Here is a 19,613-nt window from a genome sequence, read left to right as displayed (position 1 = left end):
TCGGTCCTCCGGGCTCCGGCAAGTCGATGCTGGCGGCAAGACTGCCGTCGATCCTGCCGCCGCTTTCGGCCGCCGAGCTGCTGGAGGTGTCGATGGTGCATTCGATCGCCGGCCAGCTCTCCGGCGGCAAGCTTTCCGATCGCCGGCCCTTCCGCACCCCGCATCATTCCGCCACCATGGCGGCCCTTGTCGGCGGCGGCCTGCGCGCCCGTCCGGGCGAAGCCTCCCTTGCCCATCACGGCGTGCTCTTTCTTGACGAGTTTCCCGAGTTCACGCCGCAGGCGCTCGATGCGCTGCGCCAGCCGCTCGAAGGCGGCGAATGCGTCATTGCGCGTGCCAATCACCGCGTCTCCTATCCGGCGAAATTCCAGCTGATCGCGGCAATGAACCCCTGCCGCTGCGGCATGGCCGGCGAGCCGGGCCATACCTGCGCCCGCGGCCCGCGCTGCATGAGCGATTATCAGGCCCGCATCTCCGGCCCGCTGATGGATCGCATCGATATCCGCATCGATGTGCCGGCCGTCTCCGCCGCCGACCTCATCCGGCCGATGGCCGCCGAAACCAGCGCCGACGTCGCCCGTCGTGTCGCTCGCGCCCGCGAAATCCAGCAGGAGCGCTTCGAAAGCACAGGCGCAAAAGGCATCGGCACCAATGCCCGCTGCTCCACCTCGATGATCGAGAAACTGGCCGAGCCCGACGCTAGCGGCCTGCAGCTGCTCCGCGACGCCGCCGAGAAGATGAAATTCTCCGCCCGCGGTTACCACCGCGTGCTCAAGGTCGCCCGCACGCTGGCCGATCTCGACGGCAAGCCGACCGTCGGCCGCATCCATCTCGCCGAAGCCATCTCCTACCGCATCGCCGGCGAAAGGCTGACGGCGGCTGCGTGAGAGGCGCGAAGCGCGCCCGACAGTTTGTTGGCAGCTCATCCTTTACTCGGCGTCATCCTCGGCCTTGTGCCGAGGATCTGCTGCATATCAACTGGCTGCAGATGCTCGGGACAAGCCCGAGCATGACGAAAGAGGAGTGGGTCGGCTTTATCAGCAGCTCACAGAGCGCCGAAGCAGGCCCGATATCCTGCGAAGACGAGTGACCGGAAAAGCCCGGCCAAAGCTCTGCCTCAGCTCCCCAGCCCCTCGAACAGCGCCGTCGAGAGATAACGCTCGGCGAAGGAGGGGATGATGATGACGATGTTCTTGCCGGCGTTCTCGGGACGGATGCCGACCTTGATTGCGGCGGTCAGTGCCGCACCCGAGGAGATGCCAACCGGCACGCCTTCGAGCCGGGCAACCAGGCGCGCCTGTTCGAAGGCTTCGTCATTGGTCACGGTGACGACCTCGTCATAGATGCCGGTATCGAGGATCTTCGGGGCGAAACCGGCGCCGATGCCCTGGATTTTGTGCGGGCCGGGATTGCCGCCGGAGAGGATCGGCGAATCTGCGGGCTCGACGGCGATGATCTTGATCTCGGGTTTGCGGCTCTTCAGCACCTGTCCGACGCCGGTGATCGTGCCGCCGGTGCCGATGCCGGAGACGACGATGTCGACCGTGCCGTCGGTATCGTTCCAGATTTCCTCGGCCGTCGTCTTGCGGTGGATCTCGGGATTATCAGGGTTTTCGAACTGCTGCGGAATGACGGCATCGGGAAGGGAGGACGCCAGTTCCTCGGCCTTGGCGATGGCGCCCTTCATGCCCTTTGGTCCCTCGGTCAGCACCAGCTCGGCGCCGAGCAGCGCCAGCATCTTGCGGCGCTCGACCGACATTGTCTCCGGCATGGTGAGGATCAGCCGATAACCCTTGGCGGCGGCGGCAAAGGCGAGCGCGATACCGGTATTGCCGGAGGTCGGCTCGATCAGCACCGTCTTGCCGGGGGTGATCTTGCCCTGGGCTTCGAGGCCCTCGATCATCGCGACGCCGATACGGTCCTTCACGGAGGCGATCGGGTTGAAGAATTCAAGCTTGCCGATCAGGTTCGCCACGACGCCCTTTTCCCGCGCCAGCTTGTCGAAGCGCACGAGCGGCGTGTCGCCGATGGTCTCGGTGATCGAGGAATAGATGCGGCCGCGGCCGGGCTTGTGCGACATGGGTGCTCTCCCTTTGAAATCCTGCTCCTGAAATCGAGGGGGAGAATAGGGTCAAAGGCCCGTCTAGGCCAGAGCGCGTTCGACCTGGAGGAGCGGTCAGGAGAGAAAAAAACCTTTGAAAACCGTTTCTTGCCGAATGTTTATTTCAGGCCGCTCGCGTGGCGATGAAGGCTGCCGTGCCGGCGAGGATGCCGGCGGCAACCCGGTTCAGCGCCTGCAAGGCCCGAGGCTGCTTCAGCATCGTGCGGGCCCGCGAGGCAAGCAGCATATAGGGCACCAGCACGACGATCAGCACCATGAAGGTGGTGGTGAGCAGGAGCGCATAGTCTCGCAGGCCGATATTGCCGATATCGATCAGCGTCGGCACGAGGGCGACATAGAAGAGCATCGTCTTCGGATTGCCGAGCGTCACCAGCAGGCCGGAGAGGAAGGATAGACCGATATTGGTGGATTTCCGCGCCGCGATATCCTGCGGCAACAGCCCCGCCGTCCAGAGTTTCCAGGCGATGTAGCCGAGATAAAGGACGCCGGCGATCTTGATTGTTATGAACACCTCGGTGAAGGTTTGCGCCACGAAGGCAAGGCCGAGAATGACCGCCGTGAGATAGGTCATGTCGCCGAGCACCAGGCCGAGACCCATGAAGAAGGTCTCGCGGAAATTCGAGCCGAGCGCACGCGCAACGATTGCGGTAATCCCGGGTCCCGGAATGGCCGCGGCGATGAACAGCGCTCCGGCATAGGTGATCAGGACGGTGAGGCTCATCTTCTTAACCCTCAGGGCTTCCACCGCCCATCTATAGGCAAGCGCCGCTTCCTCATCAATGCTTTGGCGCTGATCGGTCCATAACCATAAGGAATAGGTCTGCTAGAGCATGTCGCGCAAAAGTGTGCAGCGGTTTTGCGAGAACGACATGCGTAAAAACAAAGACCTAAAGCGCGAAGAGCGAATCTGAAAGATCGCGACGCGCTTTAGACCATGATCCACTTGGAAAGCGATCCGGCCTTGCTATTTCTCTCTCTGCAAATGCGCGTTCAGCGCGGCCCGCCGCGTTTTCCCGGCCGGTGGCGCTAGAGATTTTCATCACCAAGGAGAGATTAAATGTCCCATACGCCAGCCGAAACCCGCAGGCTTTCGCCACTCAAGACGCCGTCCAGCTTGTCGACCAACGCCACTACCGATATTTCGGCGGCGCTGACCGCGCTGCTCGCCGATGTCTTTACCCTTTATGTGAAGACCAAGAATTTCCATTGGCACATGTCCGGCCCGCATTTTCGCGACTATCATCTGCTGCTCGACGAACAGGCCGAGCAGATCTTCGCCATGACCGACGACATTGCCGAGCGTGCCCGCAAGATTGGCGGCACGACGCTGCGCTCCATCGGCCAGATCGCCCGCCAGCAGCGCCTTGCCGACAATGACGCGGATTTCGTCACGCCGGAGGATATGTTGTCGGAATTGCGCGAGGACAATGCGCAGCTGGTTTCACTGCTGCGCGAGGTGCATGGCCTCTGCGACGAGCATAATGATGTCGCGACCGCCAGCCTGATCGAGAACTGGATCGACGAGGGCGAGCGCCGCACCTGGTTCCTGTTCGAAACGACACGCCCGCAGAGGTAATATCGGCAACCGGGCGTCTCAGCCATCCCGATCGGGACGCCCGGTTCTCAGCTCTCCAGCGCCCGCGGCCGCAGCCAACGCGGCGTCCAGCCGAGATTCATGCCGGCGGCGGCAAGGAGAATGATCGCCGCGCCGGCGATCTGCATCGGCTGCAGTGCGTGGCCGAAGGCCAGCCGGTCGACGAGGATCGCCGCGATCGGATAGATGAAGGACAGGGCGCCTGTGAGATGCGTCGGCAGCCTCTGGATCGCGCCGTAGAGCAGCACATACATCAGCCCGGTATGGACGACGCCGACGGTAACCAGGATCGCCCAGGACCCAATATCGCCGGGCGGATGGGAAAAGTCCGTCATCGGCGCCAGCATCAGCATGCCGGTTGCGACCTGGATGAGCGCGATCAGATGCGGCGGCGTGCCTTTCAGCCACTTCGCGGCAAGGGCGGCGAGCGCGTAGAAGAAGGCAGCCCCCAACGCCATCAGAATGCCGAGGCCGTAACCGTCGAACGCAGCGCCGCCCGCACCGGGTTTCGCCTGGACGATCGCCACCATGCCGGCGAAGGCGAGCGCCAGCCAGAACAGCTTGGCGGCGGTGATCTTCTCGCCGAGAAAGAGCGCGCCGAGCACCAGCAGCATGAAAGGCTGGGTGTTGTAGACCGTCGTCGCGATCGAGATCGTCGCATGCGAATAGGAGGCAAAGAGCAGCAGCCAGTTCAAGACGATGGCGATGCCGCCGAAAATCGCGATGCCGAAGGCGCGCAGCGTGATGATGCCGGGCCGCAGCAGCCCTAGAGCGCCGCAGATGACAAGCAAAGTGAGCGCGCCGAACAGGCAGCGCCAGAAGACCACGCCGCTGACCGGTTGTCCCGACATGACGACGAACCAGCCGATCGTCCCCGAGATCAGCATCGCCGCCGTCATTTCCGCCGTGCCTCTTTTGATGTCGCTGCCCATGATTGCCTCCATTTCGATGGCATAAGAATATTGCGCCGGAAGGCGATTTTATATAAGGATAAAAAGGAAAATGACGGATGTAGCCTAATCATACTGGGGGAATCACTCGCTGTGGCTAATGATGTGCAATCGCTCGACGAAATCGATCAGGCCATTCTGGAGGCGCTGGCCGGCAATGCGCGGATCTCGCTGAAGGAGCTGGCCCAGCAGGTCGGCCTCTCCTCGCCGAGTGCTGCCGAGCGCCTTCGCCGGCTGGAGGAGCGCGGCGTCATCAAGGCCTTCACCATCGATCTCGATCCCGCCGCAGTCGGTTATCCCCTGCAGGCGATCGTGCGCGTGCGCCCGCTGCCGGGACAACTGCACATCGTCGAGCGTATCATCCAGGAAATTCCCGAAATCATCGAATGCGACAAGGTGACGGGTGATGATTGTTTTATCGCCCGCCTGGTCATCCGCTCGATGGCCGACCTTGACGGCATCCTCGACCGGGTCGCCGAAAGGGCGGAGACCAACACGGCGATGATCAAAGCCTCGCCCGTCAAACGCCGCCTGCCGCCGCTTTCCCGCCGGAAATAGGGGGCGGCGAACGCCTTTTTGTCTTTGCGCATTCCGGCCGCAAAATCGCTGCGCACTTTTGCTGGAACTGCTCTAGAATTCCGCCATCGGCGACAGCATCGCCGGAAAACCCGGGGTGGCATCGCCGAGCCCACGCAACATCAGCCTCGTGCCGCTTTCCAACAATTGTGGAACACCCTCCCAGCCGAGCTTGTCGGGACGGAAGAGCACCTCGACGGAGACGGGCGCGATCTTAAGCCCGCTAAGGATCGCTGCAAGCGGCGGCATATCAGCCGCCACGACGTCGAGAAGGCTGAAGCGGCCCGCCTCATCGACCTTCCAGGCGATCACGGCCTGCCGGTCTTCCAGGAAGCTGATGCGGACATCGGGATCGAGCTGAGTGTTGATCAGAAACATCGCCGCATTGACTGTGACAGCCAGCGAGGTCGAAACCGGGCTGCGTCCTTTCAGCAGCGCTTGCAGCAGGGCAAGATCATCCGCGTTTTTCGGTGAAAGCGGCCGGGCGGGTGCGGCGGAAGACGAAGGGGCGGGTGCCGCTCCCTCATATCGGTGCAGCGGTATCGCGTGGAAACCATAGGGTTCGTAAAGCGACGGCTTGTCGGTATAGAGGATGACGGCTTCAAAACCCTGCTTCTCGCACCAGTCGAGCGCTTTCACCGTGACGTCGCGATAGAGCCCGCGGCCGCGCCACGGCGGCCGCACTGCGCCGGATTGCAGCCCGGCGGCATGGACAATCCTGCCATTGAGGACGAAGGGCAGCGCAAAGGCTGAAATATTGGCCGTAAGTTCGCCTTCGGCATCGAACCAGCCGAAGGGCATGCTGGTGGCATCAGGACCGCCAAGCTGCTGCAGCGGTCCGATATCGATACCGAAAATATCCTTGAGCAGGCAGACCAGCGCCGCCCAGCCGGCGGGGTCACCGAAATAGTCCTGCCGGAAGGTCAGGCCAGCGCTGTCGAGGCGCTTGGCCATCAAACGCCGGTGGAGCCGAAGCCGCCTGCGCCGCGTGCCGTTTCGCTGGCCGCGGTGATCTCTGCCACCCGCGCCTGGGTCACCGGCGCGATCACCATCTGGGCGATGCGCATGCCGCGCGCGATGATAAAGGGCTCCTCGCCGAGATTGACGAGCAGCACTTTCACTTCGCCGCGATAGTCGCTGTCGACGGTGCCTGGCGAATTCAGGCAGGTGATGCCGTTTTTGAAGGCCAGGCCGGAGCGTGGCCGCACCTGACCCTCGAAACCTTCGGGGATCTCGAAGATGAAGCCGGTCGGCACCAGCGCCCGCTTGCCGGGCAGAAGTGTCAGCGCTGCTGTCTCGTCGACGGCAGCGCGCAGGTCCATGCCGGCCGCTCCCTTGCTTTCATAGGCGGGCAGATCGAGGCCTTCGCCATTGGCTAAGCGGATCAGGTTCAGCATCGGGCGCGTATCGTGATGAATGGTCATGGCCCATTACTTTGCGTCCGAAGGCCCGAGGTCAATTGCATTGCCGGGCTTTAATCGCTAGATACGCGGCAATTCCACAGGATTCACAAGCATGGCCGAAAGTCTCGCCGAGGCGGTCTCCCGCCGCCGCACATTCGCTATTATCGCCCACCCGGACGCGGGCAAGACGACGCTCACCGAAAAGCTGCTGCTGTTCGGCGGCGCCATTCAGCTTGCCGGCGAAGTCAAGGCGAAGAAGGATCGCATGCAGACGCGCTCCGACTGGATGAAGATCGAGCGCGAACGCGGCATCTCCGTCGTCACCTCGGTGATGACCTTCGAATATAACGACAATGTCTTCAACATCCTCGACACGCCGGGTCACGAGGATTTCGCCGACGACACCTATCGCACACTGACGGCCGTCGATGCCGCCGTCATGGTCATCGATGCCGCCAAGGGTATCGAGCCGCGCACGCTGAAGCTCTTCGAAGTCTGCCGCATGCGTGATATCCCGATCATCACTTTCATCAACAAGATGGACCGCGAAAGCCGCGATCCCTTCGAGATCCTCGACGAGGTGGAAGAGAAGCTGGCGCTGGACACGGCGCCGATCACTTGGCCGATCGGCCGCTCCAAGACCTTTTGCGGCTCGTATAATATCGCCGCCAACACGGTGCGCGGTTCGGATACCGAAATCGAGGGGACGCCGGTCAATGGCCCGCAAAGCGTGGCCGGCAGACTGCCGGAAAACGAGCGCCAGGTCTTCATCGAGGAGACGGAGCTGGCGATCGAGGCCTGCCGTCCCTTCGACCGCGAAGCCTTCCTGGAAGGCCATATGACGCCGGTTTTCTTCGGCTCGGCGCTGCGCAATTACGGCGTTCGCGATCTCATCAACGCGCTCGGCGATTTTGCGCCGCCGCCGCGTGACCAGGTCGCCGATACCAGGACCGTGCATGCGACCGACGACAAAATGACGGCCTTTGTCTTCAAGATCCAGGCCAACATGGACCCCAACCACCGCGACCGCATCGCCTTTGCCCGCATCTGCTCCGGCAAGCTCGAACGCGGCATGAAGGCAAGGCTTGCTCGCACCGGCAAGCAGCTCGGCCTGACGGCGCCGCAATTCTTCTTCGCCTCGCAGCGCCAGTTGGCCGACACGGCCTATGCCGGCGACGTCGTCGGCATTCCCAACCACGGCACGCTCCGGATCGGCGATACGCTGACCGAGGGTGAATCGCTGGTCTTCCAGGGCGTGCCGAACTTCTCGCCGGAAATCCTGCGCCGCGTGCGCCTGGAAGACGCTATGAAGGCGAAGAAGCTGAAGGAAGCCCTGCAGCAGATGGCCGAAGAGGGCGTCGTCCAGCTGTTTTCGCCGGAAGACGGCTCGCCGGCGATCGTCGGCGTCGTCGGCGCCCTGCAGCTCGACGTCTTGAAGGAGCGGCTGATGGCCGAATACGGCCTGCCGGTCTCCTTCGAAATGTCGCGTTTCTCGGTCTGCCGCTGGATCTCGGCCGATCAGCCGGCCGATCTCGAAAAATTCCTCACCGTCAAACGCGGCGATATCGCCCGCGATCTCGACGGTGACCCGGTCTTCCTCGCCCAGGACGGTTTCTCGCTGCGTTACGAATCCGAGCGCCATCCGGCGATCAAGATGGTCGCGATCAAGGAATATCACGCCGCCAAGGCGGCGTGATCGCTAACCGCCAAGCCGCTCCGCCAGGAAATCGACGACGGCGCGCACCGCCGGCAACTGGCCACGCCGGTGCGGCATCAGGATGGTCGTTTCGATGCTGCCGGCCGTCCATTCCGGCAGCACCCGCACCAGCCGCCCCTCGGCCAGCGCCTTGCGGCAGACGGATGTCGGCAGGCAGGTAATGCCGAGCCCCGACATGGCCATTTCCATCAGGACGTAAGGCTCATCCGCGGCCATGACGGAATGCAGCGTGACGAGAACCTCGTCGCCGCCCGAATAAAGCCGCCACTGGTCCTCCGTCAGGCTGGTCATGATCGTCGCATGCTGTGCCAGCTCCTCCGGCCGGCGCGGTTCGCCATGGGCATTCACATAATCCGGCGAGGCGAGGATGAAGAAAGGATGGCTGGCGAGCTTCCGCTGGACCAGCGCCGAATCCGGCAGCGGCGTCCTGTGGCTGCGCAGCGCGATATCGAAACCCTCCTGGACGATATCGACGAAACGGTCCGTCACGTGCACGGAGAGCCGGAGCTTCGGATAGCGCACAGCCAGCGCCGGCAGATGCTCCGTCAGGGTAAACTGCGCCGTCGGCACCGAGGCGGTCAGGCGAACGCTGCCGGCCGGTTCAGCCAGATGCCGCCGCACGATACCCTCGGCCATCTCCGCCTCGATGATCGAGGCCAGGGCATGCTGAAAGAACTCCCGGCCGAGCTCGGTCAGTGCAAAGCTTCGCGACGTGCGCTGGATCAGCCGGACACCAAGCCGTGCCTCCAGCTCCGCAACCCGCTTGCTCACCGTCGATTTCGGAATGCCGAGATGCCTTGCGGCGGCGGTAAAGCTGCCGCTGTCGACGGCCTGCACGAAAAGATGGAGATCGTTGAGGTTGAAAAGCACCATCGTCAGCTTCCAGATATGTGGACATTGCGATGCATTTATAGCCTCTACTGCAAGATCGTCCACATCCTCATATTCATCGCGCCAAACGGGTTTAATTCTGAAAGGAACGATTGATGTCACCCATATTATTTTACGGCGTTCCGGAGGGCTGCTCCTTCGGCTCGATCGTCGCGTTGGAATGGTCCGGCCTGCCTTATCGGCTCTGCCGCGTCGAGATGCCGGAAATAGTCTCGAGCGAAGAATACAAGCGGATCAACATGGTCGGCGAAACGCCGTCGCTGCTGCTCGAAGATGGCAGGACGATCAGCGAAAGCATGGCGATCTTGCACCATATCGGCGCCCGGGCGATCGGCAGCGGTCTGGGCTTTGCGCAGGGCTCGGCGGATTTCGATCGCCTGAACCAGATGCTGGCCTTTCTCAACACCACCTTCTTCCAGGCCTTCGGTCCACTCTGGTATGCGATCGAGCATCCGCTGGAGCCGCAGCAGAAGCAGGCCCTCACCGCCTATGGCATCGCCGCGGTCGAAAAGGCGCATCATACGCTGGAGCGGCTGCTCGACGGCCGCGAATGGCTTCTTAGCAATGGGCCAAGCCTGGCGGACGCCTATTTCGTCGGCATCGCCCGCTGGAGCGATTTTCACAAGGTCGTCGACCGCCGGCAGTTTCCCGGCCTGCATCGCCTCTATGAACGCATGCAGCAGGAGGCCGCCGTGCATTTTGCCCATGCGATCGAGCATCGGCAGGAGGCGAAAAGCAGCGGCGGTTTCCGCGGCGAGGTCGGTCTGGCCGAAGCGCTCGGCCTGTTGAAACAGGCGGCTTGATCGCCGCGGCCGTCGCACCCTGCGGTGCGGCGGCCGATCTGCCGTCAGCCGGCGGCGATGATCTCGATCTCGACGAGCCAGTCGTCGCGCAGCGTTTCGACGATGATCGCCGTGGTCGGCACGGTGCGGCCGCCAAGCGCCCGAAGACGGGCGTTCTGGTTCGCCTCCATAAAGGCGCCGTCGCTGAGATAGCTCGTCAGCCGCACGATATTGTCCACCGTCATATCAGCGGAAGTGAGGATGGCGCGCAGATTGGACCAGATGAGCTCCAATTGCCCTTCCAGATCGGCCGCCGCCATTCCCTCTTGATCGAGACCCATCGTACCGCTGACGAAGAGCAGCCGGGATGGATACCTGACCTCCAGCGCATGGATGTAATCAGGGCTGGCCGGATAGATCCCGTTTGCCGGATTGTGCGCGATCATCTCCATGAGTTTTCCTCCTCTTCCGAATATCCTGTTGAAGAACGCCAGTATCGGCGATTATTCTTCGGCAGAAAGGGGAGTTTGCGGAATGGCGAAAAATACAGAGGATCTTCGGCAGGGACGCAGGCAGCAGGCTGTCATCGATGCATTCGACCGAAGAATATTAGCCGCGCTCGCCGCCGACAGCAGCCAGAGCTATGCCAGGCTTGGCGAGGCGGTCGGCCTGTCGGCGCCGGCCGTGCATGAGCGGGTGCGCCGCCTGAAACAATCCGGCGCCATCAAGGGCGTGCATGCCGCGCTGGACGGCGCAGCCCTCGGCAAACCGTTGCTTGCCTTCGTGCATGTGGAGGCTGCGGGCTGGGGCAAGAGCGAGCGACTGATGCAGGTCCTGCAGTTTCCCGAGGTCGAGGAGATGCATTCGGTCGCGGGCGACGCCAGCGTTCTCTTCAAGGTCCGCACCGCCAGCCCGCAGGCCTTGGAAGCTTTTCTCGCCCAGATTCACGCCGTTCCCGGTGTCACCGGCACCCGCAGCTATATTGCGCTTTCCACCTATCTGGAGCGTCCGGTACAGGCCGGCGTCACCGATAGCTGGCCGGACATGCCTCTGCCGGAATAAAGGCGGGATGTTAAGCCGAGGCCAGCCTAATCCTCGCCCTCGAAGCGCGGAAGCGTTTCGATATTCTCCACCCCTGAGAGGGCTGAGCGGCACCATATCTGTTTCTTCGGCACCAGTTCCTGCCGCTGGTCGATGCTGCCGACGCGGATGCCGAACCCGCCGCCGTCGCCATCCGTGCGGTAGAGCGGCGATCCGCAATTCGGGCAGAAGAATTGGCGGCTGAGACCACCGCTGTCGCCATATTTTGCGTAGCCTCTTGGCTCGCCTGAAGTAAGCGCGAAACTTGCCGGCCGCGCCGGCGCCGTGATGCGATAGGCCGAGCCCGTCAACCGCTGGCAATCGGTGCAATGGCAGATCGAGACCCGCTCCGGGTCGATCTCGGCCTGATAGCGGATCGCGCCGCAGTGGCATCCTCCGGTAATATGCATCGGCAAGTCCCCAAAGCATGTCGCGCAAAACTGTACAGCGGTTTAGCGACAAGACATCTCCACGCTTTAGTCCGCCGGCTGAGCGGCCAAATGTGTGGCGTAGAAGGCCTTTGCATCCGCCGTGAAGGCGGCCCGCTGATCAGCTCTTGTATAGAACATATGCCCGCCGCGATAAAGCTTCAGCCCGACGCGGCCGCCGGCGAGCGAGGGCGGCAGATGGTCGACCACGTAGCGGCTGACGCCATAAGGCGTCACCACATCGCTGTAGCCATGTGCGATCAGCAGATGGAAGGCCGGGTTCGCGGCGAGCAGCTGCCTTATGTCGTCGGTGGCGCTGGCCTGGAAGCGCGATCCGCCGCCGCGCCCGCCGCCCCATTCCCAGCGCCGGCTGATATCGCGGTCGAGCAGCGAATAGGTCATCTCGGTCCTGAAACCGAGTTCGTTGCGGGCATAGTCGGCGAAAGCCCCGCCATAAGCGCGGGTGAACCCGTCGAGGATGGCGTCGTCGCCGCGATCGTAATCCGATTCCGGATAGGGATCGGGTGCTGCAAAGGAGGCGTCGTAAGAGCTCATCACCTCGCCGCTGCCCTCATCTGAATGTTTGACGAAGGAACTGCCGAGGAAGCCGCGGTTGCGGGTGACGATATCCTCGGGAATTCCCGTCAGGCGAGCAATCCTGCCATAGAAGGCGGCGGCGTCGGCACCCATCGGCGGCGGCCCGGCGAGCGTCGTCAGATAGTTCCCGAGCGCGAAGGTCTCGGCTGCCTTCTGCTTCTCCTCGTCAAAGGCGTTGTGCCGGTCGAGTTCGGCGGCGGCCAGCGACGGCAGCTCCAGCGCGGCGCCGAGTGGAAACTGATCGGCATTGAACATCAGCTGGCCCTCGAGCAAGGGGGAAAGCATCACCGCACCGGCGACGATAATGCCCTGGCTTTCCTGCAGCGCCGAGGCGACCTTGGCGGCGCGAAAGCCGCCATAACTTTCGCCAAGAAGATATTTCGGCGAGTTGGAACGGTTGTTGTGCGCGATATAGAGCGCGATCGCCTTGGCGATGCTCTCAGCGTCGGCACTGACGTTGTAATAATTGGAGGCGTCGTCAGCCTTTGCCGTTCGGCTCCAGCCGGTGCCGATCGGATCGATCAGCACGAGATCGGTGAAATCGAGCCAGCTTTGCGGGTTGTCGACGAGTTTCGCATTGGCGCCGTCGCGTCCGTCCGGCCCGAAATCGAGCACCTTCGGCCCGACCAGCCCGAGATGCAGGAAGGCGGAAGCAGCACCCGGCCCGCCGTTGAAGGCAAAGGTCAGAGGCCGGTTCGGCCCGCCATCCCGCGCGACATAGGCGGTGTAGAAGATCGCGCCGGTCTGCGCGCCGTCCTGGCCGAAGAGATCCAGCGTGCCGGCGGTGGCGGTATAGGCGAGCTTCCGGCCACCGATCGTCAGCGCGTGCTCTGTAACGGAATCGGCCGGCAGCAGCTTCAGCACGCCGTCGCGCGTGCCCCTCTGGACATTCGCCCTCGGTGGATCGCTTTCCTGCGCATGGGAAAGGGCGGGGGCCAGCATTGCTGCAAGCGCGGCGAGCAGAAACAGGGTTCGTATGCGCAAGATGTCTCCTCCGGCGATCGGGAATGAGAGGCTGAGATAGCGTAGCATCCGCTGCCGACGACGGGCATCAAGAGATGGTGATGGGCAGGTGAGTGAGTTTCAGCCGGCCTTCTCGACTGCGTGAACATTGATCTCGATCGCCCGGCCGGCCTTCCAGCCGTTGATCGCCGCTCCCAGCCCGAGCGCGACGAAGAGAGCCGCGCACCAGGAAAAGCTGCCGGTCCAGCCACGGATGAGGCCGACGATGAGCGGGCCGATGGCGGCGAGCAGGTAACCGACGCATTGCGCCATGCCGGAAAGATGGGCGGCGACATCGGGATCGCGCGAGCGCAGCACGATCGTCGTCATGGCCGCCGCGATCAGTCCACCCTGGCCGATGCCCTGCAGCACCGCCCACAGCCAGACCGTCGAGAGCGGCGCGAAGAGCAGGCCGAGCAGGGCGGTGACGGCGACGCCGCAGAGGCTCGCATTGATCAGCCGCTGGTCGCGGCCACGCACGGCGATGTGCGGCACGATCAGGCAGGATGCCGCTTGCACCATCACCGACAGGGAAACGATCGCCCCTGATGTAACGCCGTCGAGCCCGCGTTCGCGCAAGATCGGAACTAGCCAGCCGAAGACGCAATAGGCAAGTGCCGATTGCAGTCCCATGAACAGCGTCACCTGCCAGGCGAGCCGGTCGCGCCAGAGGCCTTCGACGCGAAAGCCGTTTCGCCTTGCCTGTCTGCCGCTGCGCAGAACCTCAGGCAGCCAGAGCAGGCTGACGGCGAGCGCCGGCAGCGCCCAGACGGCGAGGGCGCCCTCGAGAGAGCCGCCGAGTGCGTGCTCGATCGGCAGCGTCAGCCCGGCGGCACTTGCCGCCCCGGCGCAGAGCGCCATCGTATAGAAGCCGGTCATCAGCGCGGCGCGCCCGGCAAAATCGCGCTTCACCAGCCCCGGCAGCAGCACGTTGCCGACGGCGATGCAGGCGCCGGCAAGGGCCGTGCCGATGAAGAGCAGCGGCACGGAGGAAAGCCCGCGCAGTGCGGTGCCGAGCGCCAGAAGCAGGAGAACGCCAAGTAGCGTGCGTTCGGTACCGAGGCGTTGGGCAAGACGAGGCGCAAGCGGCGAGAAGGCGCCGAGGCAGACGACCGGAAGCGTCGTCAGCAGGCTGGCGCCGAGCGCGCTCAGGCCGAGCTCCGAGCGGATTTCCGGCAGTAGCGCCGAGGCGCTGGAGAAGACCGGGCGCAGGTTGAAGGCGATCAGCACCAGGCTCGCGCCCAGCAGGAAACGACCCGCAGCTCCCCGCACCGGCGTTGCCTGCGACGGCGGAAGGTTGCCGGCCTCGGCGTCTACAAGCAATTCGTCGGCCGCCTCAAGCGTGCTTGTGGCATGGTTGGCAGGCGTGTTCATGACAGGATCATCCGCTCGAGTGCGGCAAGAACCGGTGCCATGAAGCGCCGCACCGCCGCATCCGCCTTGTCGGGATCGCCGGTTTCGATGGCGTCGATGATATCGGCATGCGCCTGCATATCCGGCTCGGGAATGTCCTTGCCGAGCGTCGCCGCGATGGTGTCGGCGATCGAGGCCGAGAAAAAGTCGTAGATCTCGATCATCGCCCGGTTGCCCGAAGCGGCGATGACAGCCTTGTGGAAGGCGAGGTCGCGTTCGATGAAGGCGGCCTGGTTGCCGCCGTCGTAATTGCCGCGTTCGGCAAGCAGCCGGCGGAGCCCGGCAACCGTCTCCGGCGTCTTGCGGATCGCCGTCAGCCGGGCGGCCTCGACGTCGAGCGCCAGGCGCGCCTCGAACTGGTCGCGCAGGCTGGCGCGCCGCGCCATCGTCAGCGGCCGGCCGGCGTCGCTGGTGGCACGGACATAGGTGCCCGACCCCTGCCTTGTTTCGAGATAACCCTGGGAAACCAGAACGCGCACCGCCTCGCGCACCGTGCCGCGGCTGACGGAAAGCATGGCCGACAGCGAGGCTTCATTCGGCAATTTTTCGCCGACCACCCAGCGTTTGCCGAGAATGTCGCCGCGGATCGCCTCGATCGCCTCATCGGCGAGATTGGTCTTGATGAGTGCTCGCATCCCACTACTCATAAAGTCATCTGATGACCTTATGAGTAGTGGGATTTCAATCTTTCGTCAACGCCCGGCATCGAGACAATAAGGACATCAAGACAATAAAAAAGGGCCGCCTCAGCGACCCTTTCCATGAGTTTGGCCTCAAACTGGCCTGGACTGTCTATGCAGCCCCAGGAAGGCGGGGATTAGAGCGAGGGCTGCCTCGCCTTCGTCACCTCTTCCATGCCCGTTACGAGGTCCGAAATCTCATTAGACATTGGATCACCTTCCTTTCGTTCTGTTGCTGATGGCTTAAAGTTAGGCTGATTCTTCTGAGATGCAAGCAGAAATGCACGTATGCGCTGTCTTGGAAAAATTGGGTGTTCACGAGAGAACACAGCTGTTCGCCGAATTTGAAGATGTTTTGCGCCACGAAACCGTCATGTTGCCCTTGCAAACCGGCCGCGCGTTAAGCTGTTATTAGCCGCGACGTTCGACAATTTAGAGCATTCCCGCCGATGCGGCGGCGGGGTTCCGGAGCAAAGAGCCATGTGTCGCTGGGCAGCCTATCGTGGAGACCCTCTCTATCTCGAGGAACTGGTATCCTCGCCCGCCCACTCCCTGATCGAGCAGTCGCATTGCGCCACCCGCGCCAAGACGGCGACGAATGGCGATGGCTTCGGCATCGCCTGGTATGGCGACAGGCCCGAGCCCGGCCGCTACCGCGATATCCTGCCCGCATGGTCAGATTGCAATCTGAAGAGCCTGGCGCGGCAGATCCGTTCGCCGCTCTTCCTCGCCCATGTCCGCGCTGCCACAGGCGGCGGCACGCGCCGCGACAACTGCCACCCCTTCACCCATGACACCTGGTCCTTCATGCACAACGGCCAGATCGCCGGCTTCGAGCGCCTGCGCCGGCCGATGGAGGCGATGCTCGACGACGAGCTGTTCAATGCCCGCGGCGGCACGACCGATTCCGAGCTGATGTTCCTGCTGGCGCTGCAGTTCGGCCTGCGCGAGGCGCCGGTCGCCGCGATGGCTGATATGATCGGTGTCGTCGAGGATCTGGCCGGCAGCGTCATCGGCTCGATCCTGCTGCGCTTTACCGCCGCCTTCTCTGACGGCAACACGCTCTATGCGATCCGTTATGCAACAGATCGCAAGGCGCCGACGCTTTATGCCTCACCCGTCAACGCCGGTTATTGCCTCGTCTCCGAGCCGTTGAACGATGATGTCGATGCCTGGGCCGAAATTCCGGATGGCAGCGCGGTCACTATCGGCAAAGATGGCATTGACGTCGCCGACTTCCGGCCGGAGAAGCGCAGTGCCTCCAAGCCGCAGCGCGTGGCCATTCCTGCCTGAACGCTTGGCGTCAGCTGAGCCGCTGGCGATCAGCGGAGCTGCTTGGCGATCAGCGCCGCCAGCCTTTCGGCGACCTCTTCCTTCGTCAGGTCAGGCCATTGCTCGACGCCGTCGCGGCGAATGAGTTTAACCCTGTTGCGGCTGCCGCCCATGATCCCGGTCGCAGGGGAAACGTCATTGGCGACGATCAGGTCGGCGCCTTTCCTTTCGAGTTTTGCCTTTGCATTGCTTTCGACGTCCTGCGTCTCGGCGGCAAAGCCGATCACCAGCTTCGGCCGCATCGTATGATGGCCGACGGTTTTCAGGATGTCCGGGTTCTCGGTCAGCGCCAGCGTCGGAATGGATTCGCCGGGATGTTTCTTCAGCTTCTGGTCGGCCGCCGAGGCGACGCGCCAGTCCGCCACCGCTGCGACCATCACCGCGATGTCGGCCGGCAGCGCCGCAAGCACAGCATCACGCATTTCTTCGGCCCGCTCGACATGCACGACGCTGACGCCGACGGGATCGGCGATCGTCACCGGCCCGGATACCAGCGTCACCTCCGCCCCGAGCTTTGCCAGGGCTGCGGCGATCGCATGCCCCTGCCGGCCGGAGGAGCGGTTGGCGATATAGCGCACCGGATCGATCGGCTCGTGCGTCGGTCCTGACGTGACGATTGCCTTGCGTCCCTTGAGCGGCTTTTCTCCGTCGTCGAGCATGGTTTCGGCGGCAGCGACGATCTCCAGCGGTTCCGCCATCCGGCCAAGCCCGGCCTCCCGGCTTTCCGCCATCTCGCCGGCCATCGGCCCGACGAAGCGGATGCCGTCGGCTCTGAGCATCGCGGCATTCCGCCGCGTAGCCGGATGTGCCCACATGGCGGGGTTCATCGCCGGTGCCGCAAGCACCGGCCTGTTGGTCGCCAGAAGCACGGTCGAGGCGAGATCGTCGGCAAGCCCGTTCGCCATCTTCGCCATCAGATCGGCGGTGGCGGGGGCGATCAGCACAAGGTCGCAGTCACGCGCCAGCCGGATATGACCGACATCCTGTTCGTCCTGCCGAGAAAACAGATCGAGGAACACATGGTCCGCCGCCAGCGCACCGACGGCAAGCGGCTTGACGAATTCCTGCGCGCCCTTGGTCATCACAGGGCGCACGCTCGCGCCGCGTTCGCGCAGCCGGCGGATCAGATCCAGGCTCTTATAGGCTGCGATGCCGCCGGAGATGATGAGGAGGATGCGTTTGCCGCTGAGAGCCATGGCCTTCTTCCCGTTGCCTTTTCTGACCGCTCTCGACCCTAAGCCTTTGGCGGAGAACATGCAATCGCGCGGGCGACACGCATGGGATCTGCTCGGGCAGCCGCCGCATGACGATCGCGATCGCCATGCTGAAGGCGGCAAGCAGCGCGGCAGCTGGTCTCCGCCGCGCTCGTGGGGTCAGAGGTTGCTCATCCCGCCGTCGATGATGAGTTCGCTGCCGACGATATAGGCCGCCTCATCGGAGGCGAGAAAGACGATCGTCTTCGCGACTTCGCTGGGGTTCCCGAAGCGACCGACAGGGATCTGGGATTGGATCTGCGCGGTCATCGCCTTGGAATCGGCTTCCGATGCCCCGAGCTTGCTGTAAAGCGGCGTGGCGATCGGACCGGGGCTGACGGCGTTGACGCGGATGCCGCGGCCGATGAGTTCGCCCGACAGCGTCTTGGCAAGCGTCAGCAGTGCGCCCTTCGTCAGCGAATAGACGCTCGAGTTGGGCATGCCGATATGGGCGTTGATCGAGGTGTTGAGCACGATCGCAGCCTGCTTCGAAAAAATCGGCAGCAGCGCCTGAATCAGGAAGAACGGGCCCTTGACGTTGATATCAACCGACTTGTCGAAGGCGGCTTCGCTCCACTGTTCCAGCGGCCCGAATTCGGCGACGCCGGCGTTGACGAAGAGGATGTCGAGCGTGCCGAAAGCCTCTTTCACTGTGTCGGCGACGGCCTTCTGGCCGGCCGCATTGCCGGCATCGGCCTGGATGACGGTGGCTTTGCCGCCAAGTTCGGCGCGGGCCGCCTCGACGCTTGCCACGCTGCTGCCGGTAACGACGACGCGGGCGCCCTCAGCGATGAACTGGCGGGCGGTCTCGAGACCGATGCCGCTGGTGCCGCCGGTGATGAGGGCTGTCTTGTTTTGCAGACGTGACATGATGACGTTCCTTTGATCGAATTTTGGGCCGCGGCCCGTTGTTGTTGGATGGGAGAATGCTCTGAAAAAAGCGGCGCGATAAGCCGGCGTATTGAAGGATCGTCAACCCGCAGCGGATAATCGCGCCGCGCCGCCTCAGGTGCGGGTGATCGAAGCGCCACCGTCGACCAGCGAGGCCGTGCCGGTGACGAAGCTCGCATCGTCGGAGGCGAGATAGAGAACCGAGCGGGCGAGTTCTTCGGGTGTCGCGACACGCTTCAGCGCATGCAGATTGGTAACGAAGGCCTGCTTCTCAGGCGTATCGTTCATGTCCCGATACATGTCGGTATCAACAGCACCCGGCAGGATGGCATTGACGCGCACGCCCTGCTGGCCGAATTCGGCGGCGAGCGCCTGCGTCAGGCCGATCAGGCCGGATTTGCTGGCGGCATAGGCGGCAACGCCCGGAAAAGCGAAGCTGTAGCCGACGAAGGTCGAGGTGAAGATCACCGAGCCGCCACCATTTTCCACCATCGCGCCGATCTGGTGCTTGGCGGCGAGGAAGGAGGCCGTCAGATTGATCGCCAGCGCCTCGCTGAAGCCTGCTTCCGAAACGGCGGTGCTCGCACCGGCTTCGCCGAGCGTGCCGGCATTGTTGAAGGCGATATCGAGCTTGCCGTAATACGTCACGGCGGCGGCGACCAGCGCCTTGTGATAGTCTTCCGAGCGCACGTCGCCGGCAATGGCGATGGCGTCGCCGCCCTCTGCCTTGATCTCGGCGACGAGACTGTCGAGTTCGCCCTGGCGGCGGGCGCCGACGACGACCTTGGCGCCTTCGGCGGCAAAGAGCTTTGCCGTGGAGCGGCCGATGCCGGAGCTTGCGCCGGTGACGATCGCGACCCTGTTGTTCAAGCGGTTCATGGTTCCATCTCCTGCGTTTAAGG

21 protein-coding genes are annotated in these 19,613 nt (G+C 63.4%); 7 read left to right on the top strand and 14 right to left on the bottom strand.

The genetic code is table 11. The annotated features are described in order from the left end of the window. The coding region (locus HX899_RS35240) for a YifB family Mg chelatase-like AAA ATPase (protein ID WP_246697180.1) at positions 1–887 on the top strand (887 nt) is incomplete at its 5' end. 230 nt (positions 888–1,117) lie between these two features. On the opposite strand, the gene cysK is transcribed toward HX899_RS35240, so the two are convergent. Further along, on the bottom strand, positions 1,118–2,080 hold the full coding sequence (gene cysK, locus HX899_RS25295) for a cysteine synthase A (RefSeq protein WP_003544751.1): 963 nt from the start codon (positions 2,078–2,080) through the stop codon (positions 1,118–1,120). A 145-nt stretch (positions 2,081–2,225) separates the two neighbouring features. Then, on the bottom strand, positions 2,226–2,843 hold the full coding sequence (locus HX899_RS25290; protein ID WP_181293697.1) for a LysE family translocator: 618 nt from the start codon (positions 2,841–2,843) through the stop codon (positions 2,226–2,228). 336 nt (positions 2,844–3,179) lie between these two features. Here HX899_RS25290 and HX899_RS25285 point away from each other — a divergent pair, with 336 nt between their 5' ends. Further along, a complete protein-coding gene (locus tag HX899_RS25285) occupies positions 3,180–3,698 on the top strand; it encodes a Dps family protein (RefSeq protein WP_181293696.1) in 519 nt (172 codons plus the stop codon). Between the two features lie 47 nt (positions 3,699–3,745). On the opposite strand, the gene HX899_RS25280 is transcribed toward HX899_RS25285, so the two are convergent. Further along, the gene (locus HX899_RS25280; RefSeq protein WP_181293695.1) at positions 3,746–4,660 is read right to left on the bottom strand and encodes a DMT family transporter; all 915 of its coding nucleotides are present in this window, start codon (positions 4,658–4,660) and stop codon (positions 3,746–3,748) included. Between the two features lie 99 nt (positions 4,661–4,759). Between HX899_RS25280 and HX899_RS25275 the strand changes: the two genes are divergently transcribed. Then, positions 4,760–5,224 (top strand): Lrp/AsnC family transcriptional regulator, encoded by a 465-nt coding sequence (locus tag HX899_RS25275; RefSeq protein ID WP_012759850.1) that lies wholly within the window; start codon positions 4,760–4,762, stop codon positions 5,222–5,224. Between the two features lie 72 nt (positions 5,225–5,296). On the opposite strand, the gene HX899_RS25270 is transcribed toward HX899_RS25275, so the two are convergent. Beyond that, positions 5,297–6,196 carry a GNAT family N-acetyltransferase gene (locus HX899_RS25270; RefSeq protein ID WP_181293694.1) on the bottom strand — a complete coding sequence of 300 codons (900 nt, stop codon included), beginning with the start codon at positions 6,194–6,196 and terminating at the stop codon, positions 5,297–5,299. After that, a complete protein-coding gene (dut, locus tag HX899_RS25265; protein ID WP_181293693.1) occupies positions 6,196–6,666 on the bottom strand; it encodes a dUTP diphosphatase in 471 nt (156 codons plus the stop codon). The genes HX899_RS25270 and dut overlap by 1 nt, the downstream gene beginning before the upstream one ends. A 91-nt stretch (positions 6,667–6,757) precedes the next feature. On the opposite strand from dut, the gene HX899_RS25260 reads away from it, so the two are divergent. After that, positions 6,758–8,341: a peptide chain release factor 3 gene (locus tag HX899_RS25260; protein ID WP_072639896.1), complete on the top strand. Its 1,584-nt coding sequence runs from the start codon at positions 6,758–6,760 to the stop codon at positions 8,339–8,341. A 3-nt stretch (positions 8,342–8,344) separates the two neighbouring features. Here HX899_RS25260 and HX899_RS25255 read toward each other — a convergent pair whose 3' ends face one another. Beyond that, positions 8,345–9,235, bottom strand: a complete 891-nt coding sequence (locus HX899_RS25255; RefSeq protein ID WP_181293692.1) for a LysR substrate-binding domain-containing protein — start codon at positions 9,233–9,235, stop codon at positions 8,345–8,347. A 113-nt stretch (positions 9,236–9,348) separates the two neighbouring features. Between HX899_RS25255 and HX899_RS25250 the strand changes: the two genes are divergently transcribed. Beyond that, complete coding sequence (locus tag HX899_RS25250) at positions 9,349–10,056, top strand: glutathione S-transferase family protein (protein WP_181293691.1); 708 nt, start codon at positions 9,349–9,351, stop codon at positions 10,054–10,056. A gap of 44 nt (positions 10,057–10,100) precedes the next feature. Here HX899_RS25250 and HX899_RS25245 read toward each other — a convergent pair whose 3' ends face one another. Next, positions 10,101–10,487, bottom strand: coding sequence for a RidA family protein (locus HX899_RS25245; RefSeq protein WP_181293690.1), 387 nt, complete (start codon positions 10,485–10,487; stop codon positions 10,101–10,103). A 28-nt stretch (positions 10,488–10,515) separates the two neighbouring features. On the opposite strand from HX899_RS25245, the gene HX899_RS25240 reads away from it, so the two are divergent. Continuing rightward, positions 10,516–11,097, top strand: coding sequence for an Lrp/AsnC family transcriptional regulator (locus HX899_RS25240; RefSeq protein WP_181293782.1), 582 nt, complete (start codon positions 10,516–10,518; stop codon positions 11,095–11,097). Between the two features lie 26 nt (positions 11,098–11,123). On the opposite strand, the gene HX899_RS25235 is transcribed toward HX899_RS25240, so the two are convergent. From HX899_RS25235 to HX899_RS25220, 4 genes are all read right to left on the bottom strand, one after another. Next, positions 11,124–11,525 carry a GFA family protein gene (locus HX899_RS25235; RefSeq protein ID WP_181293689.1) on the bottom strand — a complete coding sequence of 134 codons (402 nt, stop codon included), beginning with the start codon at positions 11,523–11,525 and terminating at the stop codon, positions 11,124–11,126. Between the two features lie 66 nt (positions 11,526–11,591). Beyond that, the gene (locus HX899_RS25230; protein ID WP_181293688.1) at positions 11,592–13,124 is read right to left on the bottom strand and encodes a S10 family peptidase; all 1,533 of its coding nucleotides are present in this window, start codon (positions 13,122–13,124) and stop codon (positions 11,592–11,594) included. 99 nt (positions 13,125–13,223) lie between these two features. Continuing rightward, on the bottom strand, positions 13,224–14,516 hold the full coding sequence (locus HX899_RS25225) for an MFS transporter (RefSeq protein WP_181293687.1): 1,293 nt from the start codon (positions 14,514–14,516) through the stop codon (positions 13,224–13,226). Beyond that, complete coding sequence (locus tag HX899_RS25220) at positions 14,513–15,190, bottom strand: FadR/GntR family transcriptional regulator (RefSeq protein ID WP_181293686.1); 678 nt, start codon at positions 15,188–15,190, stop codon at positions 14,513–14,515. The genes HX899_RS25225 and HX899_RS25220 overlap by 4 nt, the downstream gene beginning before the upstream one ends. Before the next feature lie 525 nt (positions 15,191–15,715). Here HX899_RS25220 and HX899_RS25215 point away from each other — a divergent pair. Then, entirely contained in the window at positions 15,716–16,528 is an 813-nt protein-coding gene (locus tag HX899_RS25215) for a class II glutamine amidotransferase (RefSeq protein ID WP_181293685.1), read from the top strand. A gap of 29 nt (positions 16,529–16,557) precedes the next feature. Here the strand turns inward: HX899_RS25215 and coaBC are convergent, their stop codons facing one another. From coaBC to HX899_RS25200, 3 genes are all read right to left on the bottom strand, one after another. Further along, positions 16,558–17,763 (bottom strand): bifunctional phosphopantothenoylcysteine decarboxylase/phosphopantothenate--cysteine ligase CoaBC, encoded by a 1,206-nt coding sequence (gene coaBC, locus HX899_RS25210; protein WP_180194522.1) that lies wholly within the window; start codon positions 17,761–17,763, stop codon positions 16,558–16,560. Between the two features lie 177 nt (positions 17,764–17,940). Then, positions 17,941–18,690 carry an SDR family oxidoreductase gene (locus tag HX899_RS25205; protein ID WP_138388363.1) on the bottom strand — a complete coding sequence of 250 codons (750 nt, stop codon included), beginning with the start codon at positions 18,688–18,690 and terminating at the stop codon, positions 17,941–17,943. Between the two features lie 135 nt (positions 18,691–18,825). Further along, positions 18,826–19,590 (bottom strand): SDR family oxidoreductase, encoded by a 765-nt coding sequence (locus HX899_RS25200; RefSeq protein WP_138388362.1) that lies wholly within the window; start codon positions 19,588–19,590, stop codon positions 18,826–18,828. Between the last annotated feature and the right edge of the window lie 23 nt (positions 19,591–19,613).

It is taken from the genome of Rhizobium sp. WYCCWR 11146, from assembly GCF_013591995.1.
GTDB lineage: Bacteria > Pseudomonadota > Alphaproteobacteria > Rhizobiales > Rhizobiaceae > Rhizobium > Rhizobium indicum.
The sequence above is the reverse complement of the archived record's forward strand: the minus strand, read 5'-3'. Positions and strand labels throughout refer to the sequence as shown.